At 64.9% G+C, this 22,651-nt stretch carries 21 protein-coding genes, 1 tRNA gene and 1 pseudogene; 9 read left to right on the forward strand and 14 right to left on the reverse strand.

The window, feature by feature from the left end:
- The 4 genes from F604_RS12575 to F604_RS0104340 form a co-directional block, all read right to left on the reverse strand.
- On the reverse strand, positions 1-241 hold a 241-nt coding region (locus tag F604_RS12575; protein ID WP_026328966.1), incomplete at its 3' end, for a DUF4277 domain-containing protein.
- A 138-nt stretch (positions 242-379) separates the two neighbouring features.
- Positions 380-1,186, reverse strand: coding sequence for a universal stress protein (locus F604_RS0104330; RefSeq protein WP_019550563.1), 807 nt, complete (start codon positions 1,184-1,186; stop codon positions 380-382).
- 9 nt (positions 1,187-1,195) lie between these two features.
- The gene (locus F604_RS0104335) at positions 1,196-2,338 is read right to left on the reverse strand and encodes an MFS transporter (RefSeq protein WP_019550564.1); all 1,143 of its coding nucleotides are present in this window, start codon (positions 2,336-2,338) and stop codon (positions 1,196-1,198) included.
- An 89-nt stretch (positions 2,339-2,427) separates the two neighbouring features.
- Positions 2,428-2,504, reverse strand: a tRNA-Arg gene (locus tag F604_RS0104340).
- Between the two features lie 44 nt (positions 2,505-2,548).
- Here F604_RS0104340 and F604_RS0104345 point away from each other — a divergent pair.
- Together F604_RS0104345 and pgm are read left to right on the forward strand one after the other, a co-directional pair.
- On the forward strand, positions 2,549-4,366 hold the full coding sequence (locus tag F604_RS0104345) for a peptidylprolyl isomerase (protein ID WP_019550565.1): 1,818 nt from the start codon (positions 2,549-2,551) through the stop codon (positions 4,364-4,366).
- A gap of 111 nt (positions 4,367-4,477) precedes the next feature.
- Entirely contained in the window at positions 4,478-6,055 is a 1,578-nt protein-coding gene (gene pgm / locus F604_RS11900; protein WP_019550566.1) for a phosphoglucomutase (alpha-D-glucose-1,6-bisphosphate-dependent), read from the forward strand.
- Here pgm and F604_RS0104355 read toward each other — a convergent pair.
- From F604_RS0104355 to F604_RS0104380, 6 genes are all read right to left on the reverse strand, one after another.
- Complete coding sequence (locus tag F604_RS0104355) at positions 6,052-6,894, reverse strand: carbohydrate ABC transporter permease (RefSeq protein WP_019550567.1); 843 nt, start codon at positions 6,892-6,894, stop codon at positions 6,052-6,054. The genes pgm and F604_RS0104355 overlap by 4 nt on opposite strands.
- Positions 6,891-7,766: a carbohydrate ABC transporter permease gene (locus F604_RS0104360; RefSeq protein ID WP_019550568.1), complete on the reverse strand. Its 876-nt coding sequence runs from the start codon at positions 7,764-7,766 to the stop codon at positions 6,891-6,893. Before F604_RS0104360 ends, F604_RS0104355 begins: the two co-directional genes overlap by 4 nt.
- 35 nt (positions 7,767-7,801) lie before the next feature.
- Positions 7,802-9,091 carry an ABC transporter substrate-binding protein gene (locus F604_RS0104365; RefSeq protein ID WP_019550569.1) on the reverse strand — a complete coding sequence of 430 codons (1,290 nt, stop codon included), beginning with the start codon at positions 9,089-9,091 and terminating at the stop codon, positions 7,802-7,804.
- 132 nt (positions 9,092-9,223) lie between these two features.
- A complete protein-coding gene (locus F604_RS0104370) occupies positions 9,224-10,303 on the reverse strand; it encodes a TRAP transporter substrate-binding protein (RefSeq protein WP_019550570.1) in 1,080 nt (359 codons plus the stop codon).
- Positions 10,304-10,383: 80 nt separating this feature from the next.
- Entirely contained in the window at positions 10,384-10,854 is a 471-nt protein-coding gene (locus tag F604_RS0104375; RefSeq protein ID WP_019550571.1) for a DUF4384 domain-containing protein, read from the reverse strand.
- Positions 10,855-10,892: 38 nt separating this feature from the next.
- Positions 10,893-11,495: a ribonuclease HII gene (locus tag F604_RS0104380; protein ID WP_026328967.1), complete on the reverse strand. Its 603-nt coding sequence runs from the start codon at positions 11,493-11,495 to the stop codon at positions 10,893-10,895.
- 155 nt (positions 11,496-11,650) lie between these two features.
- Between F604_RS0104380 and F604_RS0104385 the strand changes: the two genes are divergently transcribed.
- Genes F604_RS0104385 through F604_RS0104405 form a run of 5 tightly spaced genes read left to right on the forward strand, consistent with a single transcriptional unit; the run spans position 11,651 to position 18,194 of the window.
- Positions 11,651-13,198, forward strand: a complete 1,548-nt coding sequence (locus F604_RS0104385; RefSeq protein ID WP_019550573.1) for a carboxylesterase/lipase family protein — start codon at positions 11,651-11,653, stop codon at positions 13,196-13,198.
- A 4-nt stretch (positions 13,199-13,202) separates the two neighbouring features.
- Positions 13,203-15,212 carry a molybdopterin oxidoreductase family protein gene (locus F604_RS0104390; protein WP_019550574.1) on the forward strand — a complete coding sequence of 670 codons (2,010 nt, stop codon included), beginning with the start codon at positions 13,203-13,205 and terminating at the stop codon, positions 15,210-15,212.
- Between the two features lie 36 nt (positions 15,213-15,248).
- Entirely contained in the window at positions 15,249-15,677 is a 429-nt protein-coding gene (locus F604_RS0104395) for an NUDIX hydrolase (RefSeq protein ID WP_019550575.1), read from the forward strand.
- Between the two features lie 2 nt (positions 15,678-15,679).
- Positions 15,680-16,909 carry a tRNA uracil 4-sulfurtransferase ThiI gene (thiI, locus tag F604_RS0104400; protein WP_026328975.1) on the forward strand — a complete coding sequence of 410 codons (1,230 nt, stop codon included), beginning with the start codon at positions 15,680-15,682 and terminating at the stop codon, positions 16,907-16,909.
- Complete coding sequence (locus tag F604_RS0104405; RefSeq protein ID WP_026328968.1) at positions 16,890-18,194, forward strand: amidase; 1,305 nt, start codon at positions 16,890-16,892, stop codon at positions 18,192-18,194. Before thiI ends, F604_RS0104405 begins: the two co-directional genes overlap by 20 nt.
- On the opposite strand, the pseudogene F604_RS12870 reads toward F604_RS0104405, so the two are convergent.
- Positions 18,186-18,353: pseudogene (locus F604_RS12870) on the reverse strand (anion transporter); the annotation flags it as partial. The gene F604_RS0104405 and the pseudogene F604_RS12870 sit on opposite strands and share 9 nt — an antisense overlap.
- A 38-nt stretch (positions 18,354-18,391) precedes the next feature.
- On the opposite strand from F604_RS12870, the gene F604_RS0104415 reads away from it, so the two are divergent.
- A complete protein-coding gene (locus F604_RS0104415) occupies positions 18,392-18,886 on the forward strand; it encodes a MogA/MoaB family molybdenum cofactor biosynthesis protein (RefSeq protein ID WP_019550579.1) in 495 nt (164 codons plus the stop codon).
- The gene (locus tag F604_RS0104420) at positions 18,879-20,009 is read left to right on the forward strand and encodes an aminotransferase class I/II-fold pyridoxal phosphate-dependent enzyme (protein WP_019550580.1); all 1,131 of its coding nucleotides are present in this window, start codon (positions 18,879-18,881) and stop codon (positions 20,007-20,009) included. The genes F604_RS0104415 and F604_RS0104420 overlap by 8 nt, the downstream gene beginning before the upstream one ends.
- Positions 20,010-20,036: 27 nt before the next feature.
- Here F604_RS0104420 and F604_RS0104425 read toward each other — a convergent pair whose 3' ends face one another.
- Genes F604_RS0104425 through hemC form a run of 3 tightly spaced genes read right to left on the reverse strand, consistent with a single transcriptional unit; the run spans position 20,037 to position 22,622 of the window.
- A complete protein-coding gene (locus F604_RS0104425) occupies positions 20,037-21,278 on the reverse strand; it encodes a bifunctional folylpolyglutamate synthase/dihydrofolate synthase (RefSeq protein WP_019550581.1) in 1,242 nt (413 codons plus the stop codon).
- A complete protein-coding gene (gene perR / locus F604_RS0104430; protein WP_019550582.1) occupies positions 21,279-21,674 on the reverse strand; it encodes a manganese-dependent transcriptional regulator PerR in 396 nt (131 codons plus the stop codon).
- A gap of 42 nt (positions 21,675-21,716) precedes the next feature.
- On the reverse strand, positions 21,717-22,622 hold the full coding sequence (gene hemC / locus F604_RS0104435; RefSeq protein ID WP_019550583.1) for a hydroxymethylbilane synthase: 906 nt from the start codon (positions 22,620-22,622) through the stop codon (positions 21,717-21,719).
- Positions 22,623-22,651 lie beyond the last annotated feature (29 nt).

Raw genomic sequence — 22,651 nt, forward strand, 5'->3', positions numbered from 1 at the left:
CCAGGAGCCACTCCGTGGGCTTGCCCTCCCAGTAGTGGCCGAAGAGGTAGAGGGGGGAGGTCACGAAGCCCAGGGCGTTCAGAATGGCCGCTTTCAGGGCCACCCCCGTGCTCACCTTTTCCCCCGGGCGGGGGCCCACCCGTTCGTCCACCAGGGGGACCAGCCCGATACGGTCCACGATGCTGGCCACCAGGCCCAGGTGGCCGAGGTCGTACACCTGTAGGTCGGGTGTGGCTGCCATCCCAAAATCCTAACGCGGAGGGAGGAGGGGTGCGGAATGTGGGCTATAGACCCCTCCCCCCTTGCGCAACAGGACCTGCCGAACGGTCATAGAACCCCCTTTCCTTTAGGGGTTCATTATACCAGACCGGGCAAGCGCTTATCGCACGGTGAGGACCGGCCCCACCGCATGGCGCACCACGTATTCGGCGGTGCTCCCCAGGACCAGGCGGCGCACCGGCGCTCCCAGGGCCAGAAGATCCGAGGGGGTTTGCAAGGACAGAAGATGCTCTGCGGGATCGCCCGAGAAGGCCAGGGACTCCACCCGGATCCCCTGGTCCTGCAGGTAGGTCTGCGCCTCGAGGGCCCAGGTCCCTGCCTGCACTGGATCCTCGTGCACGCTCACCACCCGCACCAAAAGCCTCAGGGGTTTGGCCAAACTGGCTAAGGTGTGCAAGGCCCGCACCGCGCTTTCCGAAGCGTTGTAGCCCAGGATGGCCCCTTGTATCTCCACGTAGTCGGTGGGGGCCACCAGAACCGGGGTAGGCGAGGTTCTTAAAACCCTATCCACGGTGCTTCCCAACCCCACGAAACTACCCCCATGGGCTTCCCCGCTTCGGCCCATGACCAGGAGGTCTGCGGTGCGGGCATGGCGCAGGATCACCTCGTGGGGTAACCCGGTTTCCATGAAGACCTCCACCTGAAGCCCCGCCTCCTCGGCGCTCTTGCGAATGCGCTCCAATAAGGCCTCGCCATGGGCGGAAAGGGCCTTTTCCAGCTCTTCCCGGTAGGCGGGCACGGGCACGGTAAGGGCCCCGAAGTCCATGAGCTCCAGCACCCGGATGAGGCGGGAATCCCGGACGTAGAGGGCCACCAACTTGGCGGAAAGCTTGTAGCAAAGCCACTCCGCCAGCACCTCCGCCCCCCGGGCCTGGGGCGAGCCATCCGTGGCCAGAAGGATCCTCATGGAACCATCTTAACGCCCCTGGCCGTGCGCCAGGCCCGGCTCCCTTACCCCTTGGGCCAAGCTCCAGGCGGGAAGGATCAAAGCACCCAGGGCTAAAAGCACCGGCATCACGCCAAAGACCTCGATCCAGTGGCCTATGGGGGCGTAGAAGAGCCCGGCGAAACCCCAGGTGAAGCCCATGAGAAGCCCAGAAACCGTGGCCGTTTGGCCCGGTTCCAGCTCCTGGGCCAAGGCCACGGCCACCGGAATCCCTGCGTTCATCAGGGCCCCCGTAAGGGCCAAAAGGACCAGATAGGACGCCCCCCCCGGTGGCAGGAAAAGGAGGCCCAGATACAAGGGAAGACCGAAGGTCAACGTCCCCACCAGAACCCTCTTTCGCCCCAGGCGGTCGGAAAGGGTGCCCCCAAGGAAGGCGCCCAAGGTGGCGGAGAAACTATAGATGGAAAGGCTCAGGGCAATATAGGCATCGGAGAGACCCCTTTGGGTGAACCAGTAGGGCAGGGTGGTGGAAAAGCTCATAAACACCAGGCTCCTTAAGGTGGCCATCCCCCAAAGCCGGGCCACATCCCCGCGAAAAACCCGCACGAAGTCCCTAAAGCCCGCAGGCTTCCCTTGCCGCCGCACCGGGGGCATGCGGAGAAGCAGTAAGGCCGGCAGCCAGGCCAAAGGCGTAAGCCAGAAGAGGCCTTTAAGCCCAAAGGTGCTCACGGTGAACAAGGCCACCACCGGTCCCAGGGAAAGGCCCAGATACCCCGCCGACCCGAAAAAGGAAAGCCAAAAACCCCTTCGCTCCCTGGGGGCAAACTCCCCCACCAGACTGGCCCCGGAGGCGTGGAAGAGGGCCGAACCCAGGCCCGCAAGCCCCAACACCAAAAGCAAGACTTCGAAACGGGGCCATAGGCCCAAGGAACCCATGCCCAAGGCCACCAAGACCGGCCCAAAAGCCGCAAGAAGCCTGCGGTCCAGGCGGTCGGCAATGAGGCCCGCAAAGGGCTGGAGAAGGCTCCCCGTGAGGGAGTACACGGACACCAGAAGCCCCACCGTACCCAACCCCACCCCAAAGTGGGCCATCAGCTTGGGCAAAAGGGGGGTGAGGAAGTTGGAGAAGAGGTCGTTGACCGTGTGGAGCCAGGCCAGAAGGAGAGGCAGCACCCTCCCATGCTAAACCCGTTTCTCATGGGGAGTGTGTTACAATCCCTTCGTGCTTGTGGGCTTTCCGGTTGGCGGGGGGAAAAGAAAAATGGCGCGCCCGAGAGGACTCGAACCTCTGACCTTCGGCTCCGGAGGCCGACGCTCTATCCAGCTGAGCTACGGGCGCACTCAGCGAGAAGCATCCTAGCACGCTAAGGAGGAGGCGGTCAAGTGTTCGGTATCAGCAAGAAAGCCATCACCATCCTATTCGGTCTTCTGGCCTTGGCCTTCGCCGTGGGGGCCATCCTCCTCTTCACCCCGCAGGCAGGGCAGCAGGCACGGGGCAAACCCGTGCTGTGGGTGAACGGGAAGGCGGTTTACGAGTTGGATCTGCTCCGGCTTCAGGGGAATGACCCCCTCTACGCCGCAAACCCCCAAGGGTTACTAAAGACCCTGGTGGACACCCACTTCCTGGAGCAGGTGATCCTCACCGAGGCCCTCAAACAGGACGCCGCCCGGATACGGGTGGGTAGCGCCGAGGTGCGCAAGGAAGTGGACCGCATCCGGGAGCAGCTTGGCCTAAAGGACAAGAAGGCCTACGAGCAGTTCCTGAACCAGGTGGGGTACACGGATGCCCAGCTCAGGAGTGAGATAAAAACCCAGCTCCAGATCCAGAAGCGCCTCGAGCAGATCCGCTCCGCGGCCAAGCCCACCCCGGAAGAAGTGCGGTTCTACTTTGAGGTGCACCAGGAGAACTACAAGGGTGAGCCCCGGGTGAAGGCCCGCCAGATCGTGGTGGACGATGCCAAACTGGCGGCGGAGCTTCTGGCCAAGGCCAAGGCCGGGGAGGACTTTGCCGCCTTGGCCAAGCAGCACTCCAAGGTGGGTGCCGAGCAAGGTGGGGCCTTGGGGGCAGCTCCCGGAGAAAGCGAGCCCAAACCCGTGACCAAGGTGGTCTTCCCCGAGAAGGTGGCGGAGGCAGTCTTCGCCAAGAAGGGGCCTGGCCTGGTGGGGCCCATAGAGGCTGGGGGCCGGTACTACCTGGTGAAGGTGGAGGAGTACCTGCCCCCCAAGGTGCCCACCTTTGAGGAGGTGAAGGAGCAGGTGGAGAAGGATGCCCAGGAGGCCAAGGGGAACGGGGCCCTCGAGGCCTACCTGGAGAACCTCCGCCAGAAAGCCCAGGTCCGTTTCGCCGAGGACAGCCCCTTTAGCTACAAAAACCTTCCCGTGGCCAAGGTCAATGAGCAGGAGATCCTCCTGGCCCAGGTCCTCCAGCCGGTCTTCTCCAACCAGCAGACCGCAGCCCTCATCCAGCAGGGCCTGGGGGAGCTGGCGGTCCAGTTCTTCCTGCCCCAGACCCTGGAAAGCCTGATCGACCGCGAGCTCCTGGTGGAGGCCGCCAAGAAGAGCGGCAAGCCCTTCATCGGCTCCAAGGACCAGATCGCCCAGGCCTACCTCCTCTACGAAACCCGGGGCCTCACCGCCACCGAGGAGGAAGCCCGCAGGTTCTATGCGGAAAACCCCGCCCTCTTCACCATCCCCGCCAGCGCCGAGGTCACGGGGGTGGTCTTCAAGGCGGAGGCCAAGGCCAAGGCCTTCCGGGAGGCGGCCCTGAGGGGTGGGGACCTGCAGGCCCTGGCCAAAGCCCAAGAAGGCACCGTCACCGAGTACGGCACCGTGAGCCCCAACCAGCTCCCCGCCGTCTTGGACCGCCTGGTCTTCAAGGTGAAGGAAACCTTCCCCAAGGGTCCTTTGGGGGAGGTGAGCGAGGTGGTGAAGCTGGAAGACGGCACCTTCGCCGTGCTCCTCGTAAAAAACCGCAAGCCCGAGGTGCTCAAGCCCTTCAACGAGGTGGTGGAGGAAGCCAAGGAGCGGGTCATTCTGAGCAAGCGCCAGCAAAAGGGGCAGGCCCTGGTTCAGGAACTGCGTAAGGCCGCCAAGATAGAAAACCGCCTAAGCCAGGTGCTGGCGGAACTTACGCCTAAAACCCAGGAGCCCGCAAAACCCCCCACCCAGGAAGCCCCCAAGGAAGCTCCAGCCAAGCCCTAACGGGAAAGCAGATAGGGGTAAGGGGCTCTGAAGGGTATAAGGGGTGAAAGGAGGAGGGCTCTGGAGGAGGTCCCGGAAGCCGGGACCTCCTGGGCTTTTTAAAATGGGGACATGGACCTCCTCAGGCTCCTCACCCTTTACTACGAGGAACGCCCTGACCCCCAAAACCCTCTCCAACGGGTAGCCTTCGGCACCAGCGGCCACCGGGGCACCAGCCTCAAGGGCACCTTCACCGAGGCCCATGTGCTGGCCATCACCCAGGCCATCGCCGAGCTTCGGGCCTCCTTCGGAGCCACGGGGCCTCTCTTCCTAGCCAAGGACACCCACGCCCTTTCCGAGCCCGCCTGGGCCACGGCCCTTTCCGTCCTGGTGGCCAACGGTATAGAGGTGCGCCTCGAGGAGGGCTACACCCCCACCCCCCTGGTGTCCCTGGCCATCCTGGAGCACAACGCCCACCACCCCGCCAAGGCGGATGGCATCCTCCTCACCCCCAGCCACAACCCCCCCGAGGACGGGGGGCTCAAGTACAACCCCCCCACCGGAGGACCCGCCGACACCCGCATCACCAAGGCCATAGAGGAAAGGGCCGACACCCTGCTTGCGGAAGGGCTAAAAGGGGTAAAGCGCCTTCCTTTCCGGGAAGCTTTGCGGCAGGCAAAGCCCTTTGACTACGTGGGCCTTTACGTGGCAAAGGTCAAGGAGGCCGTGGACCTCGAGGCCATAAAGGTAGCTGGCTTGCGCCTCGGGGTGGATCCTTTGGGCGGCGCCAGCCTAAGGGTGTGGGAGCGGCTTGCCGAGGCCTACCATCTCAATTTGGAGGTGGTGAACCCCACCGTAGACCCCACCTTCCGCTTCATGCCCCCTGACCACGACGGCAAGATCCGCATGGACTGCTCAAGCCCCTACGCCATGGCGGGCCTTCTGGCGCTGAAGGACCGCTTTGACCTGGCCATCGGCAACGATCCCGACGCCGACCGCCACGGGATCGTCACCCCAAGGGGCCTCATGAACCCCAACCACTACCTGGCGGCCGCCGTCTTCCACCTCTACACCACCCGCACCTGGCCGGGGGCCAAGGTGGGCAAGACCGCGGTGACCAGCGCCCTTCTGGACCGGGTGGCCAGGGCCTTGGGGCGGGAGGTTTACGAGACCCCGGTGGGCTTCAAGTACTTCGTGGACGGGCTTCTTCAGGGCTGGTTGGGATTCGGCGGGGAGGAAAGCGCCGGGGCCAGCTTCTTGCGCTTTGACGGAAGACCCTTCTCCACCGATAAGGATGGCATCCTCCTGGGGCTTTTGGCGGCGGAGATCCTGGCCAAGCGGGAAAAGGGGCCCGACGAGCTCTACGAGGAGCTGGCCGAGCGCCTGGGCCGGCCCCATTACGCCCGCAAGGACCTTCCCGTCACCCCCGAGGCCAAGGCCAGGCTGGCCCGCCTTTCCCCCGAGGATGTTAAGGAGAAGGAGCTTGCCGGGGAGCCCATCCTGGCCATCCTCACCCGGGCCCCCGGCAACGGGGAGCCCCTGGGGGGCCTCAAGGTGGTGACGGAAAACGCCTGGTTCGCTGCCCGCCCCAGCGGCACCGAGGACGTGGCCAAGGTGTATGCGGAAAGCTTCAAGGGGGAGGAGCACCTAAAGGAGGTCCTCGAGGCCGCCCTGGCCCTGGTGGCAAAGACCTTGGGATTGAGTACCTAGCCCTTTACCGCCCCGGCGGTAAGCCCTGCCACGATCCGCTGCTGGAAGATGAGCACCAGCACCACCAGGGGCACGGTCACCACCACGCTGGCCGCCATGATGGAACCCCACGGGATCTCAAAGGGCGTGGCTCCCCCAAAGCTGGCGATGGCTGGGGGAACCGTCTTCACCTTATCCCCCACGGTAAAGGTGAGGGCGAAGAGGTACTCGTTCCAGGCGGCGATGAAAGCCAGCAGCCCCGTGGTCACCAGGCCAGGACCCGTAAGGGGAAGCATGATGCGCACCAGGGTCTGCAAGGGCGTGGCCCCGTCCACATAGGCTGCCTCCTCCAACTCCCTGGGTAGACCCTTGAAATAACCCACCAGCACCCAGACGGTAAAGGGCAGGGTGAAGAGAAGGTAGCTGAGGATGAGACCCAGGTGGGTGTTGAATAACCCCGCTTGGCGTAGCAGCATGAAAAGCCCCCCCAAGACCGCGATCTGGGGAAACATGGTCATGGCTAAGACCAAGTAGAGCACGGCATTCTTGGGAGGGAAAGGGAGCCTGCCCAAGGCGTAGGCCGCCAAAACCCCCAGGGTCAGGGAAAGCAGGGTCGCCCCCCCGGCCACCATCAGGGAGTTCAGGAGGTTTCGGCCAAAGTTGGCCTGGATGAAAACATTCCGGTAGTGGTCCAGGGTAAAGGGAAGAGGCAAGAGGCTGGGATTACTGGCGAAAAGGGCATCGGAAGGCTTAAAGCTGGAGATCACCGCCCAGTAAAACGGAAACACGCTATACACCACCACGAAGACCACCAGCAGGTAAAAGAGCAAGCGATTCCCCATGCGCAGAAAAGCCCTCATCGCAAGGCCTCCCTCCCCAGGGTGCGCATGTAGACCACCACGAAGAGGAAGATAAGGAGCAGAATGGCCACGCTTATGGCCGACCCATACCCCAGGTCCTGGAAGTCGATCAGGGTCTGGCGATTGTAAACGGCCAGGGTACGGGTGGCGGGGTTCACCCCGCTCATGACGAAGATGACGTCGAACACCCTCAAGGCATCCAGGGTGCGGAAGATGAGGGCCACCACCAAGGCAGGGGTAAGAAGGGGGAGGGTGATGGCCCAAAACTGCTGCCAACGGTTAGCCCCGTCGATGCTGGCCGCCTCGTAAAGCTCCTCGGGAATCAACTGCAGACCAGCCAGAAGCAGGAGGGCCATAAAAGGCGTGGTCTTCCACACATCCACGGCGATGATGGCGGGCAGGACCAGCTCGGGCCGGGCAAGGAAGGCCACCTTTTGCGAGAGGATACCCAGCTTTACCCCCAGGATGTTGATGATTCCATAGACGTCGTGGAGCATCCACTGCCACATCTTGGCGGAAACCACTGTGGGAATAGCCCAGGGAATGAGGATGGCGGTGCGTACCAGGCCCCGACCCTTGAAGTTGGAGTGAATAATCAAGGCGATGGCCAAACCCAAAAGGGTCTCTAGGCTAACGGAGACCACCGTAAACTTCACCGTGTTCCAAAGGGCCTGGCGAAAATCGGGGTCCTGAAGAAGGTACAGGTAGTTTTTGAAGCCCACAAACTCCGGGGGTTCCACAAAGGCGATGTCCGCCCGAAAGAAGGACCAGTAGAAAACCTGGGCCAGAGGATACCCCGCCACCAGCACCACCACCAAGAGGGTGGGGAGGACCAATAGCCAGGCCAGGCGTACCTGCCGTTGCGTCAACATGGTTTGCGGATAAGCCCCCGGGGACGGGAGGAAGGTTAGCGGAGGATGCGGCGGAGGCGCCCCTCGAGGTCCCGAACCGCCATCTCCCCGGTCTTCTTCCCGGTGAGGACGCTATGGACCTCGGTCCAGATGGCCTCGGACACCTGGTTGTACTTGGCCCCGGCCACATCGGAGGGCCGGGAAACCGCATTCTGGAAGACGGGAAGGAGGTCGCGGAACCAGGGGTTCCTGGCCAGGACACCCCGGTCGGTGTAGAGGGCCGGACGGGTGGGCAAACGGGAAAGCCGGATGGCGTTGTCCTTCTGCACCTCGTAGGAGGCCAGGTACCGCACCAGGTCGGCGGACTCCTTGGGATAACGGCTGTAGGCGGAAACCATGAGCTGCCAACCTCCCAAGGTGGCGGCGTTTGGGGCATCGGCTCCGCCCTTGGGAAGCACCGTGACCCCGAACTTGCCGCGGATGGCGCTTCCCTCCGCCTGGCCAAGGGCGTAGGCGTAGGGCCAGTTGCGCATGAAGAGGCTATTGCCCTGCTGCCAGACGTTCCTCGCCTCCTCCTCGGCATAGCTGGTGACCCCCGAGGGGGCAATGGTGCCCACAAAGCGGCGCACGGTGTTCAGGGCCAGGGCCGCACGACCGTTGTTGATGCTGATGGTGCCATCGGGCTCTATGATGCGCCCGCCCCTATGGGAGTAGATCCACTCCAAGGCGTCGCAGGTAAGGCCCTCATAAGCCTTGCCCTGGAACACGAAACCCCAAAAGTCACGGTTGCCTGCCTTGCGCTCGCCCTCCATCACCTTCTGGGCCATCTGCTCCAGCTCGGCCCAGGTGCGGGGTGGGTTCTTGAAGCCGTATTTGGCCAGAAGGTCTTTGCGGTAGTAGAGGATGCCCGCGTCGGTAAAGAAGGGGATGGAGGTGAGCTTTCCCCGGATGGTGTTGTTCTGGACAATGCGGGGGAAGAACTCCTTGAGCTCATTATCCGAGAAGTACTGCTTAAGGTCAGCGGCATGGGGGGTCACGATGCCCGGCCAGATGACGTCGATCATGTACACGTCCACATCCGGGCTCTTGGCCGCCCAGTACTGCTGGTAGAGGGCCAGGCGGTCGTTGGTGTCCGCAGGGGAGTCGATGTACTCCACCCGGGTGCCCGTCTTCTTGCCCCAGGCCTCCACCATCTCCTTCATCCAACGGCCGCCCTCCCCCACCGCGGTGGAGTCCCCGGCCACCCGGATGACCGGGCCCGCCTGGGCCCGCACCAGAGCTGATCCCCAGAGAGCGCTGGCCGCCAACCCGACCCCTGCCTTCTTGAGAAACTCCCTACGCCTCATACAAACCTCCTGTGGAAGCTTTTCCAGGAGGATTTTAAACCTGGTCCACCCGGCCCGTCAAGCCCTGGAGCAGGCCCTTCCCTCAAAACGAAACCCCGGGGGAATCCCCCGGGGCGGCTACCTTGAGGAACCTTAGACGGCAGGGAAGGCGAAGCTTTCGTAACCCAGCTCCGCCACCGCAAACCAGCGGTACTGCTCCTCCCGGAATTTCTTCCAGGCGGTGTAGACCTTCCGGTAGGTGGCGTCCTTGGCCGCCTCCTCCTCGTACCAGTCAAAGGCTGCCTTCTGGGCCGCCTTCATTACGTCAGCGGGCCACTTGCGCAACCGCACCCCCGCCTTGATGAGCCGCTGGAGGGCAGGGGGGTTCACCTGGTCGTACTTGGCCAGCATGGACAGGTTGGCCTCGGCGGCCGCCACCTCGAGGGCCTGCTGGTACTCCTTGGGTAGCTTCCTCCACTCGTTCAGGTTCACGTAGAAGGAGAGCTGGGGACCGGGCTCGTGCCAGCCAGGGTAGTAGTAGTACTTGGCCACCTTGTAAAAGCCCAGCTTCTCGTCGTCATAGGGGCCCACCCACTCGGCGGCGTCCACCACACCCCGCTCCAGGGCCGGGTAGATGTCCCCACCCGCCAGCACCTGGGGCACCACCCCAAGCCGGCTCATCACCTGGCCGCCCGGGCCGGGGATACGCATCTTGAGGCCCTTGAGATCGGCCACGCCCTTGATCTCCCTGCGGAACCAGCCCCCCATCTGGGCCCCGGTGTTGCCGCCGGGGAACTGGATGATGCCAAAGTCGGCAAAGATGGGGCGGAAAAGCTCAATACCGCCGCCATAGTACATCCAGGCGTTCTGCTGCCGGGCGGTGAGGCCGAAGGGCACTGCGGTGTCAAAGGCGAAAACCGCTGCCTTGCCCACGAAATAGTAGCTGGCGGTGTGCCCCACCTGGATCGTGCCCTGCTGCACGGCGTCCATCACCTGGAGCCCAGGCACGATCTCCCCTGCCTGGTAAGGGCGGATCTGGAAGCGGCCGCCGGTGAGGGTGGAAACCCGCTCCGCCAGCACCTCCGCTGCCCCATAGATGGTGTCCAGGCTCTTGGGGAAGCTACTGGCTAGCCGCCACCTCACGCTGGGCTGGGCCTGGGCAAAGACTGGGCCAAACGCCGCGCTGGCCGCTACGCCGATACCTGCCTTCTTCAAGAAGTCACGCCGCTTCATTGTTGACCTCCTTAGCGGTCCGGGGGGATTATACCCCACCTAGGAGTGGAAAGCGCAAGCCCCCTTGCAAGTTTTTGCGGTCAGCGTATGTAGAAGTAGGTCTCTGCCACCTGGTAACGGCGGGCTCCAGAGGTTTCCAAATAGACCCTTAGCCGGGCATCCCAGTCGGTGTATACTCCTTCCAAGCGCAGGCTCCCGGGATGGGTATCCGTGTAGATGGCCCGCACCCGCTGAAGCCCTCGAGGGGGCGTGACCGTATAGCGGTAGGCCCCCGGGGGAAGCACATGGGTGCCCCGGCCCAGGTAAAAACGGTCAAACTCGTAGGTACGCCCGTCGGGATCTATGGCCACCAGGCTTATCCAACCGGGATCCGCCAGGGTGAGGAAGAAGCGCACCTCCTCCCCCACGTAGTAGGTGGCCCCCGCTCCCCGATCCGGCTCGAAGCGCAGGATGGCCGGAGTGAAGTCCAGGCGGTAGCTTACCGTCACCCCCTCGAGGGTCACGGTGCAGGCGGAAAGTAGCCCCGCCAAAAGAATCCCCAAAAGCCGCATACCCACCTCCTTCTCCTCAAGCTTATCTCCAAGGGGACCTACTCCCCTTCAGGAAACCTTAAGGGAGCCTGGGCCACCGGGGAAAAGCGCCTACGGTGCACGGGGGATGGCCCCAGGGCCTGGAGGGCCCTTTGGTGCTCTGGGGTGCCATAGCCCTTGTGCCGAGCAAAACCGTAGCCCGGGTAAAGGCGGTCCAGCTCCTCCATGAGCCGGTCCCGGTGCACCTTGGCCAGGATGCTGGCAGCAGCCACGCTGGGGCTTTTTTGGTCCGCCTTGGGAGGGGCCAGGAGGGGCAAGAAAGTGGCCACCTGCAGGTAATCGGTGACCAGGGCCTCAGGGGGTGGATCCAGAAGGTCCAAAGCCCTTTGCGCCGCCAGAAGGGTGGCCTTCAAAACCCCAAGCCGGTCCACCTCCCCTACCTCCGCCACCCCCAGGGCATGGGCTAAGGCCACCCGCCGCACTTCCTCCGCCAGGCGCTCGCGTTCCTTTGGCCTTAAGAGCTTGGAATCCCGGAAAGGGTAGCGCCCAGGACGCAGGATCACCGCCCCCACCACGATGGGGCCGGCCCAGGCTCCCCGGCCCGCCTCATCCACCCCGGCCACCCTAAGCCCCAAGGACCAGAAGGGGGCCTCGAGGTCCATCCCTGCATCCTCCCTAGCCAACCTAGGCCCTTCGGGCCCCTTATCCTCCCTAGCCAACCTAGGCCCTTCGGGCCCCTTATCCTCCCCCATCCCCTGGCATTATGCCCCAAGCCCAGGGTTGGCACTCCCGTATATACTCTGGATAGAGTTTGTTTATGCGCCCCCTCGCCCTCCTTAAGGTATCCACACTAGCCCTAGGCCTCGCCCTGGCCCAGGAGGTTGTGGTCCAGACCCCCTTGGGCCTAGCTTTGGGCCAGGTGGAGAAGGGAGCCATTGCCTTCTACGGCCTGCCCTATGCGGAGGCGGGCCGCTTCCAAGCTCCAAAGCCCGTGGCCTCCTGGCCCAAAGGGGTGGGCAGGGAAAGGGTGGCCTGTCCCCAGACTCCAGGAACCACCGCCCGGCTAGGGGGGTACATCCCCCCGCAAAAGGAGGACTGCCTGGTCCTAAACCTTTTCCTGCCCCTAAGGCCCCCGCCCCCAGGGGGGTTTCCCGTCATGGTCTTTCTGCACGGGGGAGGCTTCACCTCAGGAAGTGCCGCCGAGCCCATCTACGGGGGGCACCTCTTGGCCCAGGAAGGGGTGGTGGTGGTCTCGGTGGACTACCGCCTAGGGCCCCTGGGATTTTTAGCCCTCCCCGCTTTGGCCCAGGAAGACCCCAAGGCCGTGGGCAACTACGGGCTTTTAGATGTGATTGAGGCCCTTCGCTTTGTCCAGCGCCATATCGCTTACTTCGGCGGCGACCCGCAAAACGTCACCCTCTTTGGGGAATCGGCAGGGGGCATGCTGGTCTGCACCCTCCTCGCCACACCGGAAGCCCAGGGGCTTTTCCACAGGGCCATCCTCCAGTCGGGTGGATGCCACCAGGTGCGCCCCTTGGAGAAAGACTTCCCTTCCGGGGAACGGTGGGCCAAAGATCTAGGCTGCCCCCCTGAAGACCTCGCCTGCCTTAGGCGTCTTCCCCTAGAACGCCTCTTCCCACCTGGGGAGGCTAAAGGTCTACCCGACATCACCGCTGCAACTCTAAGTTTTCCCCACGCCCCCTTCAAGCCTCACCTGGGAGTCCTCCTTCCAGAAATCCCCTCGGAAGCCCTGAGCCAAGGCAAGGCCCGAGGTATCCCCCTCCTGGTGGGGGCCAACCTCGAGGAGCTTGCCTTTCCCACCCTGGCCTGGCTCCTGGGGCCCAGGACCTGGGAGGAGTTCAGCGGAAGGCTTGCCGCCCAGGGTATTCCCCCAAAGGAGCGGGAGGCTTTAACGAAGGTCTACCAAAAGCGTTTTCCCGACCCCCGAAAGGCCTGGGGAGAGGTCCAGACGGACCTACAACTCCTCTGCCCCTCCCTGAAGGCCGCCAGGCTCCAGGCTCCCTTCGCCCCCACCTACGCCTACCTCTTCACCTTCCGTGTCCCCGGCTTTGAAGGTCTAGGCGCTTTCCACGGTCTGGAACTCGCCCCCCTATTCGGCCAGCTCCAGGAGATGCCCTTCTTCCCCCTTTTCCTTAGCGCTGAAGCCCGGGAAAAGGCCGAAGCCTTGGGCAAGCGGATGCGCCGCTATTGGACCTCCTTTGCCCGGGAGGGGGAACCCAAGGGCTGGCCCCGCTGGCCCACCTACGAGGAAGGCTACCTCCTCCGGCTGGACGAGCCCCCGGGCCTCCTTCCCGATCCCTACGGGGAACGATGCGGTGCCCTCGAGGCCCTGGGGCTACTATAGGGGCATGAAGGCCCGCGCCACCTGCCCCCTGGACTGCCCGGATGCCTGTAGCCTCCTGCTTACCCTTGAAGAGGGAAGGCTCTCCCGGGTGGAGGGCGACCCCCGCCACCCCGTCACCCGAGGCTATGCCTGCGCCAAAACCTACCGCTACCCGGAAAGGGTAAGGGAACGCCTCCTTTACCCCATGCGCCGGGTGGGCAGGAAGGGCGAAGGCCGATTTGAACGGGTTTCCTGGGAGGAGGCCCTGGGGGGGATCGCGGAAAGGCTAAGGACCATCCTGGACGCCTATGGCGGGGAAGCCGTCCTCCCCTACCACTACGCGGGCACCATGGGCCTTGTGGAAAACCAGCATCCCCTGGCCTTCTTCCGGGCCATCGGGGCCAGCGAGCTAGAGGAAACCATCTGCGCCACCGCGGGAAGCGCCGCCTGGGAGATGACCTATGGTCCCAGGCTCGGCCCCGACCCGGAGGAGGTGCCCGAGGCCCGCTACATCCTCCTTTGGGGCATCAACAGCCTCTCCACCAACAGCCACCTCACTCCCTTTCTCAAGGAGGCGAGAAGGCGGGGGGCCAAGGTGGTCCACATCGACCCCTACGAGAACCCCACCAGCCGATTCGCCGACCAGCACATCAAGCTCCGCCCGGGCACCGACGCCGCCTTGGCCTACGCCCTGGCCCACGTGCTCTTCCGGGAAAACCTGGTGGACTGGGAATACCTCAAGGAGGCCGCCACGGGGTTGGAAGCCTTCCAGGAGGAGGCCCGGAAGTGGCCCCCAGAAAGGGCCGAGGCCCTCACCGGGGTGCCCAAGGAAGCCATGGAGCGGCTGGCCCGGGAACTCGGGGAAGCCAAACGGGTCTTCCTCCGGGTGGGCTACGGGATGACCCGGCACCCCGGTGGGGGGAATGCCTTAAGGGCGGTGATCCTCCTCCCCGCCCTCCTGGGAGCCTGGCGCTACCCGGGGTGCGGGGCGCTTCTTTCCACCAGCGGCGCCTTTGCCCTAAACAAGCGTTTCCTTGGGGGAAGGCACCTCCTGGAAGGAAAACACCCCCATGAGGGCTACTTCCGGCCCAACCCCCAGGTGCGACGGGTGAACATGAACCAGCTGGCCAGCGCCCTTACCCGGCTCGACCCCCCCATCCGGGCCCTTTTCGTCTTCAACTCCAACCCCCTGGTGGTGGCCCCCAACACGGCTGGGGTTAAGGAGGGGCTCTTGCGGGAGGACCTCTTCACCGTGGTGCTGGAGCAGGTCTTCACGGAAACCGCCCTTTACGCCGACTACCTCCTTCCCGCCACCTTCTTTTACGAGCACCCCGACCTTTACACCAGCTACGGCCACTACTACCTCTCCTGGAACGAGCCCCTGGCCGAGCCCGAAGGGGAGGCCAGGCCCAACACCTGGGTCTTCCGGGAACTGGCCAGGAGGCTTGGCCTAAAGGAACCCACCCTCTACTGGACGGCGGAGGAGGTGGCAGAAAGCCTCCTGGATGTGGACCACCCCTACCTTGCGGGCATCAACCTGAAGAGGCTTAAGGAGGAGGGGTTTGTGAAGCTCAACCTCCCCAAGCCCTTCCTGCCCTTCAGAAACGGCCCCGTGCGCTTCAGCCCACCCCCTGAGGTCATTCCCACCGAACCCCTTCCCGATTACCCCCTAATCCTCCTCACCCCCCCGGCCCACCGCTTCCTGAACACCACCTACGGGAACGTCCAGGCCCTGGTGGAGGCGGAAGGAGGCGAGCCCAGGCTTCTCATCCACCCCAAGGACGCCGAGGAGCGGGGGATCGCCGAGGGCATGCTGGTCTACATCCGTTCCCCTCAAGGGAGGGTGGTGCGCAAGGCCAAGGTGACGGAGGCCCCCATGCCAGGGACGGTGGTCCTCGAGGGCACCTGGTGGGAAAAGTGGGCCCCCGATGGCAAGGGCATCAACCACCTCACCGCGGAAACCCTCACCGACTTAGGGGGCGGAAGCACCTTCCACAGCACCCCGGTGGAGGTGGAACCCCTCCGCCTGGCCTGATTTGCGCCTGGGCTAGGGTTTTGCTAGGCTGGTTGGGTGCAGACGGCCAAGCCCCTTAAGCGCGCGGTGGCCCTGGCCGCCTGGAGCGAGGAAGGGCTTCTCTTGGTGAAGCGGCCCGAGGAGGACCCCGAGTTCGCCGGGGCCTGGGGCCTGCCGGCGGTGAGCCTTGGGGATGGAGAAGGCCCGGAGGATGGGGCCCTAAGGGTAGGCCGGGAGAAGCTGGGAGCCGGGGTGGAGGTCCTCCGGCCCGTGGCCTTCGGGGTGGAGGAGCGGACCGCGTACACCCTGGAGCTTTGGGTGGTGGAGGCCAGGCTTCTCGCCAGGCCTGAGCTTCCCGAGCCCAAACCCGGCAAGACCTACTACCGGGCCTACCGCTTTGGCCGGCCCGAGGAGCTTAGGGAAGCCGCCCGGCAAGGCTCCTTATGCAGCCGCCTTTACCTGGCGGTGAAAGGTCTCTGCCCGTGACCATGGAAACCCTGGTTCTGGTCAACCTGTTCCACGAGCTGGCCCTGAAAGGGGAAAACCGCCCCTTTTTCCTGAGGAAGGCCAAGGCCCATGTAAGGGAGGCCCTTAAGGGCACGGCGGCCCGGTTGGAGGCGGAGTGGCCCATGGCCCTCCTCTTCCGCCTGCCCCAGGAAGCCTGGCCCGAGGCCAAGGAACGCCTGAAGGACACCCTGGGGGTGGAGGGCTTTGCCCGGGTCCTGCGCACTCCCCCGGATCTAAAGGCCCTCGAGGCCGCCCTGGAGGAAACCCTTGCGAGGGAACGCTTCGGAAGCTTCCGCATCACCGCCAAGCGCTCCGATAAGGCCTTTCCCCTCACCTCCCCGGAGATAGAGCGCCTCCTTGGGGCCTTTGTGAAGGAGAAGACGGGAGCCAGGGTGCAGCTCAAGGGGCCAGAACGGGAGTTCGTGGTGCGCATCCTGCCCAACGCCGCCCTCCTGGAGGTGGAGCGCCACCCGGGACCGGGAGGGCTTCCCCCCGGGGTTTCCGGAAAGGTGGTGGCCCTCCTTTCCGGGGGGATTGACTCCCCCGTGGCCGTCTACCGCCTCATGCGCCGGGGAGCGGAGGTGGTCTTAGTGCACTTCCACCCCTTCCCCCTTCTCTCGGGCCAGAGCCGGGAAAAGGCCAAGGCCATCGCCGAACGCCTGGCCCGCTTCCAGCACCGCATCACCCTCCACCTGGTTCCCTTCAGCGAGGTGCAGCGGCAGATCATCCTCGAGGCCCCCAAGGCCTACCGGGTGGTCCTCTACCGCCGCTACATGCTCCGCATCGCCGAGGCCATCGCCAAGGAGGAAGGGGCCCTGGCCTTGGCCACCGGGGATAGCCTGGGCCAGGTGGCCTCGCAGACCCTGGAGAACCTCCATGTGGTCAACCAGGCGGCCACCCTTCCCGTCTTCCGGCCCTTGATCGGCTTCGACAAATGGGAGATCAAGGCGGAGGCGGAGCGCATCGGCACCTACGCCATCTCCATCCTCCCCGACGAGGAGTGCTGCACCCTTTTCGCCCCCAAGCACCCCGTGACCCGGGCCCAGCTTTCCGTGGCCTTGGAAACGGAAAGCCGTTTGGATACGGAAAGGCTCATCGCCTTGGCCCTCGAGGGCCGGGAGGTGGTGCGCTACACCTGGCCGGGGCAAAAACCCCTACCAAGGCCCCAAGAAGAGGTCCCTATAATGGGGCATGGACCTCTTGACGGCTAAAGCCCTCCTGGAAAGGGGCGAAACCACCCCCCTGGCCCTTTTGGAGGAAGCCCTGGAAAGGGCCCGGGCCTTCCAGGACCGCAACGCCTTGGCTCACCTGGACGAGGAGGGAGCCAAGGAGGAAGCCCAGCGGCTTACGGAGGAGCTAAGGCAGGGGTACATCCGCGGACCCCTACACGGCATCCCCCTCACGGTAAAGGACCTCTTCCCGGTCAAGGGCATGCCCACCCGGGCAGGAACCCGGGCCCCCCTCCCTCCCCTTCCCGAGGAGGCCCAGGCGGTAAGGCGCCTGAGGGAAGCCGGAGCCCTCATCTTCGCCAAAACCAACATGCACGAGGTGGCCCTGGGCATCACCGGGGAAAACCCTTGGACGGGCCCGGTGCGCAACGCCTTAGACGCAAGCCGCCAAGCCGGGGGAAGCAGCAGCGGAAGCGCCGTGGCCGTGGCCCTGGGGATCGGCCTCGCCTCCCTGGGCTCGGACACGGGAGGGTCCATCCGCATCCCTGCCGCCTTCAACGGGGTGGTGGGCTTCAAGCCCTCCTACGGCCGGGTAAGCCTGGAAGGCGCCTTGCCCCTCTCCCGCTCCACCGATCATGCGGGGCCCATCGCCAAGACGGTGCGGGACGCCCACTTCCTCACGGAGATCCTGGCCGGGGAAAGCATCCCCCTCGAGGGCCCGCAAAACCCCACCTTCGGCGTACCCCTGGACTTCCTGGAGGGCCGTCTGGGGGTGGAGGTGCGCAGGGCTTTCCAGAGGCTTCTAGAGGAACTCCCCTCCTTGAGGGCTGAGGTAAGGGAGGTATCCTTACCCCTACCCGGGGTCTATGAGGTCTACACCCGGCTGGTGCGCTACGAGGCCGCCCGCATCCACGAAAAAGCCTTAAGGGAACATCCAGAAGGCTTCTCTCCCCAGGTGCAGGAGGCCCTTATGGCCGGGCTTGCCCTCACGGAGAAGGATTACCGGGATGCGGTGGCGGAAAGGGAGGCCCTGCGCCTCCAGTTGGTGAAGGCCTTAAGGGGGGTGGACGCCCTCCTCCTCCCCGCCCAGCCCCTTCCTGCCCCCCCCTTGGGCACGGAGGAGGTGGGGTTGGAATCGGGGAAGAAGAGCCACCGGGAGGCCTTCATCACCCTTACCTTGCCCTTTAGCCTCCTCGGGGTGCCCACCCTCACCCTCCCCTTCGCCCGGGTGGAGGGGATGCCCGTGGGGCTCCAGGTGGTGGGGCCCTACGCGGAGGATGGCCGGGTGCTGGCCATTGGAGGCTGGCTCGAGGCCCGGCTAAAGTAGCGCGTAGAGCAGGCCCAGGGTCAAGAGGGTAAGGGGTAGCCCCAGCCGAAGGTGCTCCATGAATCCTATCCTCACCCCCTCCCTTCCTGCTCCCTCGGCCACGATGAGGTTGGCCACGCTGGCCAAGAGGGTCAGGTTCCCCGCCAAGGTGCTTCCCCCTTTTGCAAAGGGTCTTCCACGGGGTAAGCTCTTGACAAATGTTCCGCGTGGGCATCCTGACGGTTTCCGACAAGGGCTATAGGGGGGAACGGGAGGACACCACCCACCTGGCCATCCGCGAGGCCCTAAAGGGAGGGCCCTTTGAGGTGGTGGCCTACGAGATCGTCCCCGACGAACCCCCCTTGATCAAGAAGGCCCTCCGGCTTTGGGCCGACCGGGAGGGCGTGGACCTCATCCTCACCAACGGGGGTACGGGCCTAGCCCCCAGGGACAAGACCCCCGAGGCCACCCGGGAGCTATTGGATAAGGAGGTTCCGGGCCTTGCCGAGCTCATGCGCCTTAGGGGCTTGGAGAAAACCCCCATGGCCGCCCTTTCCCGGGGCCTTGCGGGGGTAAGGGGGAAAAGCCTCATCCTAAACCTTCCCGGAAGCCCCAAGGGGGCCCGGGAGTCCCTCGAGGCGGTGCTTCCCGTATTGCCCCACGCCCTAAGCCTCATCACCGGCAAGGCCTGGCGGGAGGGGCACCATGAGTAGGGTTCCTGAAGCCTCGGTCTTCCTGGTGGTGGATGAGGCCAAGAGAAAGGCCCGGGAGAAGGGGATCCGCCTCATCGACCTCTCCATCGGCTCCAGCGACCTCCTGCCCCCGGCTGAACCCCTTCGGACCTTAAGGGAAGCCCTTTCCGACCCCAGCACCTACGGCTACTGCCTCAAAAGCTGCACCCTGCCCTTCCTGGAGGAAGCCTCCCGCTGGTACCAAGGCCGCTACGGGGTACGCCTGGACCCCAGGCGGGAAGCCCTGGCCTTGATCGGCAGCCAGGAAGGGTTGGCCCACCTCCTTCTGGCCCTCACCGAGCCCCAAGACCTCCTCCTCCTCCCCGAGGTGGCCTACCCCAGCTACTTCGGGGCCGCCCAGGTGGCCTCCCTGAAGACCCACCTCATCCCCTTGCGGGAGGATGGCCTGGCGGACCTCTCCCGGGTGCCGGAATATGTCTGGAAGGAAGCCAAGATTCTCCTCCTCAACTACCCCAACAACCCCACGGGAGCCCTGGCGGACTGGGCCTACTTTGAAGAGGCCCTGAGCCTCGCCAGGAAACACGGCCTGTGGCTCATCCACGACAACCCCTATGTGGACCAGGTCTACGAAGGCGAGGCCCCTTCCCCCTTGGCCCTCCCCGGGGCCAAGGAACGGGTGGTGGAGCTTTTCAGCCTCTCCAAGAGCTACAACCTGGCGGGCTTCCGCCTGGGCTTCGCCCTGGGGAACGAGGAGGCCATAGCCCGGCTGGAAAGGGTCAAGGGGGTCATAGACTTCAACCAGTATGCGGGCATCCTGCGCATGGGGATCGCGGCCCTAAGGACCCCAAGGGAGGTGACCCGGGGCTTCGCCCAGGTCTACCAAAAGCGGGCCCTGGGAATGGCGGAAGCTCTTAAAGGGGCCCTGGACCTCCTTTCCCCCAAGGCCACCATGTACCTCTGGGGGAAGCTTCCCCAGGGGATGGATGACCTGGAGTTCACCCTAAGCCTGGTGGAGCGGGGCGTGGCCGTGGCCCCGGGGAGGGGGTTCGGCCCTGGGGGAAGGGGACACGTGCGGATCGCCCTGGTGCAACCCATGGAAACGCTACAGGAAGCCGCCCGCATCCTGCGGGAGGCCCTGGACTGATACCACCCCGGCTTCGCCCGGTGGTGTTTACTGCCACCTTTCCTCCGGGGGAAGCCCCCTCAGGCCCCGCTTCACCTCCCCCACCAGGTAGAGGCTCCCCGCCACCACCGCACGGTCCGCAAACCCAAAGGCCCGCTCTAGGGCCTTGAGGGGGTCTTCCTCCACCAAAGCCCCGGGGAAGAGGGGGAGGAGGGCCCTGGGGTCCTGGCTCCGGGGGGAGGCGTAGCGGGTGAGGACCACGGGGCCCAAGCCTTCAAAGGCCTTAGCCATGGCCCGGTGGTCCTTCTCCCGGCTGAAGCCCAGGACCAGGGCGGCGGGCAGGAGCCCGTGGAAATGGAGGGCTTCCCGCAAGGCCCAGGCCCCTTCCGGATTGTGGGCCCCATCCAAAAGAAGCTCCTTTCCCCCAGGCCAAGGAAGGCGCTCCAGCCTTCCCGGGTTTTCCACCCGAAGGAGGGCCCTTGCCACCGCTTCCCAACCCGCCGAGAGGAGCCTCCCCGCCACCGCGGCCAAGGCCAGGTTCTCCGCCTGGTGGGGGCCGAGGAGGCGGGTTTGCAACACCCTTTCCACACCCTCAAACTCCAGGCGAAAGGCCAGGCCCATAGGAAGGGCCTCCACCCCCAAGAGGGAAAAGGCCTCCCCCAAAACCTTAAGGGGGGTGCCGCGTTTTTCCGCCTGGAGGCGGAGTTCCTCAAGCCCCTCCCCCCTGGCGGCGGTGAGGGCCGGCACCCCCTGGCGGAAGATTCCCGCCTTCTCCCGGGCCACGTCCCTCAGGGTGGGGCCTAGAATCTCCAAATGGTCGTGGCCGATATTGGTGACCACGGAAAGAAGGGGCTCGGCCACGTTGGTGGCGTCAAAGCGGCCTCCCAGGCCCACCTCGAGGACCGCAAACTCCACTCCCTCCCGGGCAAAGTGGAGAAGGGCGAGGGCGGTAGCCACCTCAAAGAAGCTGGCCTCTAAGGCCTCCGCCAAAGGGCGGACCTCCTCCAAGAGGACAAGAAGCCTGTCCTTGGGGATGGCCTGGCCCTGGACGGATATGCGCTCTTGGAAGTCCACCAGGTGGGGGCTGGTGTAAAGCCCCACCCTCAAGCCCGCCTCCTCCAGGATGGCCGCCAGGGCCCGGGCGGTGGTGCCCTTGCCGTTAGTCCCCCCGATGAGGGCCACGGGGTAGGCCTCCTGGGGATTGCCCAAACGGGCCAGAAGGGCCTGGATGCGCTCCAGCCCAGGCTTTACCTCGCCCTGCCGGGCGTAAAGCCAGGCCAAGGGATCCATCTACCCCTTGAGGGCTGCCTTGCAGGTGGGGCAGAGGCCCCTGTAGGTGACCTCCACCGAACGCACCTCCAGGTGGGGATGCGCCTCCTGGACAGGGGTGAGAAGGTCGGGAAGGGGCACCTCCAGGTCCACGATGGCCCCGCACCCCTGGCAGACCAGGTGCAGGTGGGGGTGCAGGTTGGCGTCGTAACGGGTGGCCTCCCCCGCCTTGGTGATGGGGATGAGGTAGCCCTCCTCCACCAGGGCCTCGAGGGTGCGGTAGATGGTCCCCAGGCTCACCTTGGGCACCACCTTGCGCACCTCCTGGTAGATCCAGGCGGCGTCGGGGTGGTTATGGGCCTTCCGCACCACCTCCAAGACAGCCTTGCGTTGGCGGGTCAAGCGCTTAAGCGCCATCTACCCCACTATACCCTAGGCCGGGGGAAAACTCCAGCAAACCTATCGGCTTTGGGCAAGAATCTCCCGCCCTCCCTGCTCCAACACGTCCTGGGCCAGCTCCAACCCCAGCTCCTCGGCCTCGGAGGCGTCGCCTTCGATCTCCGCCCGGATGAAGCTCTTGCCGTCGGGGGTAAGGACCATCCCCTCGAGGAGGAGGGTGCCATCCTCCGCCACCTGGGCCAAGGCCCCCACCGGAGCCAGGCACCCAGCCCCAAGGCCCTTCAAAAAGGCCCGCTCCGCCCGCACCCGGTCGTGGGAAGGGTGGTGGTGAAGGGCGTAGCAGAGCTCCTCCGCCAGGTCGTCCCCCTGGCGCACCTCCAGGGCCAAGGCCCCCTGGCCAGGGGCAGGGAGCATCACCTCGGGTTCCAGGAACTGGTCGATGCGGTTGCGCAGATCCAGCCGGATGAGCCCCGCCGCCGCCAGGATGATCCCGTCATACTCCCCATTCCCCAAGGCAGCCAGCCGGGTGTCCACGTTGCCCCTCAGGTCCTTCACCACCAGGTCCGGGCGGTGGGCCAGAAGCTGGGCCTTGCGCCTTATGGAGCTCGTTCCCACCACAGCGCCTTCAGGGAGGTCCTCGAGGCGCTTATACACCTTGCCCAAGAAGGCGTCCCGGGGGTCCTGCCTGCGGGGGATGGCAGCGATCCTAAGCCCCGGGGGTTCCTCCGTGGGGAGGTCCTTCAGGGAGTGCACGGCGATGTCGATCTCCCGGGAAAGAAGCGCCTCCTGAAGCTCCTTGACAAAGATGGCCTGCTCCATGGGGTTCGCCCCCTGGTCCCCCCGGGTCTTGATGGTCTTCACCTTGAACTCCGCCTCGGGCCAGCTTTCCTTAAGACGCTCCACCACAAAGCGGGTCTGGGCCAGGGCCAAGGCGCTGCCCCGGGTTCCCACCACGATGACGCGCATACTTTCCCATACTACACGAGAACCCGGGG

The organism is Thermus scotoductus DSM 8553, from assembly GCF_000381045.1.
GTDB lineage: Bacteria > Deinococcota > Deinococci > Deinococcales > Thermaceae > Thermus > Thermus scotoductus.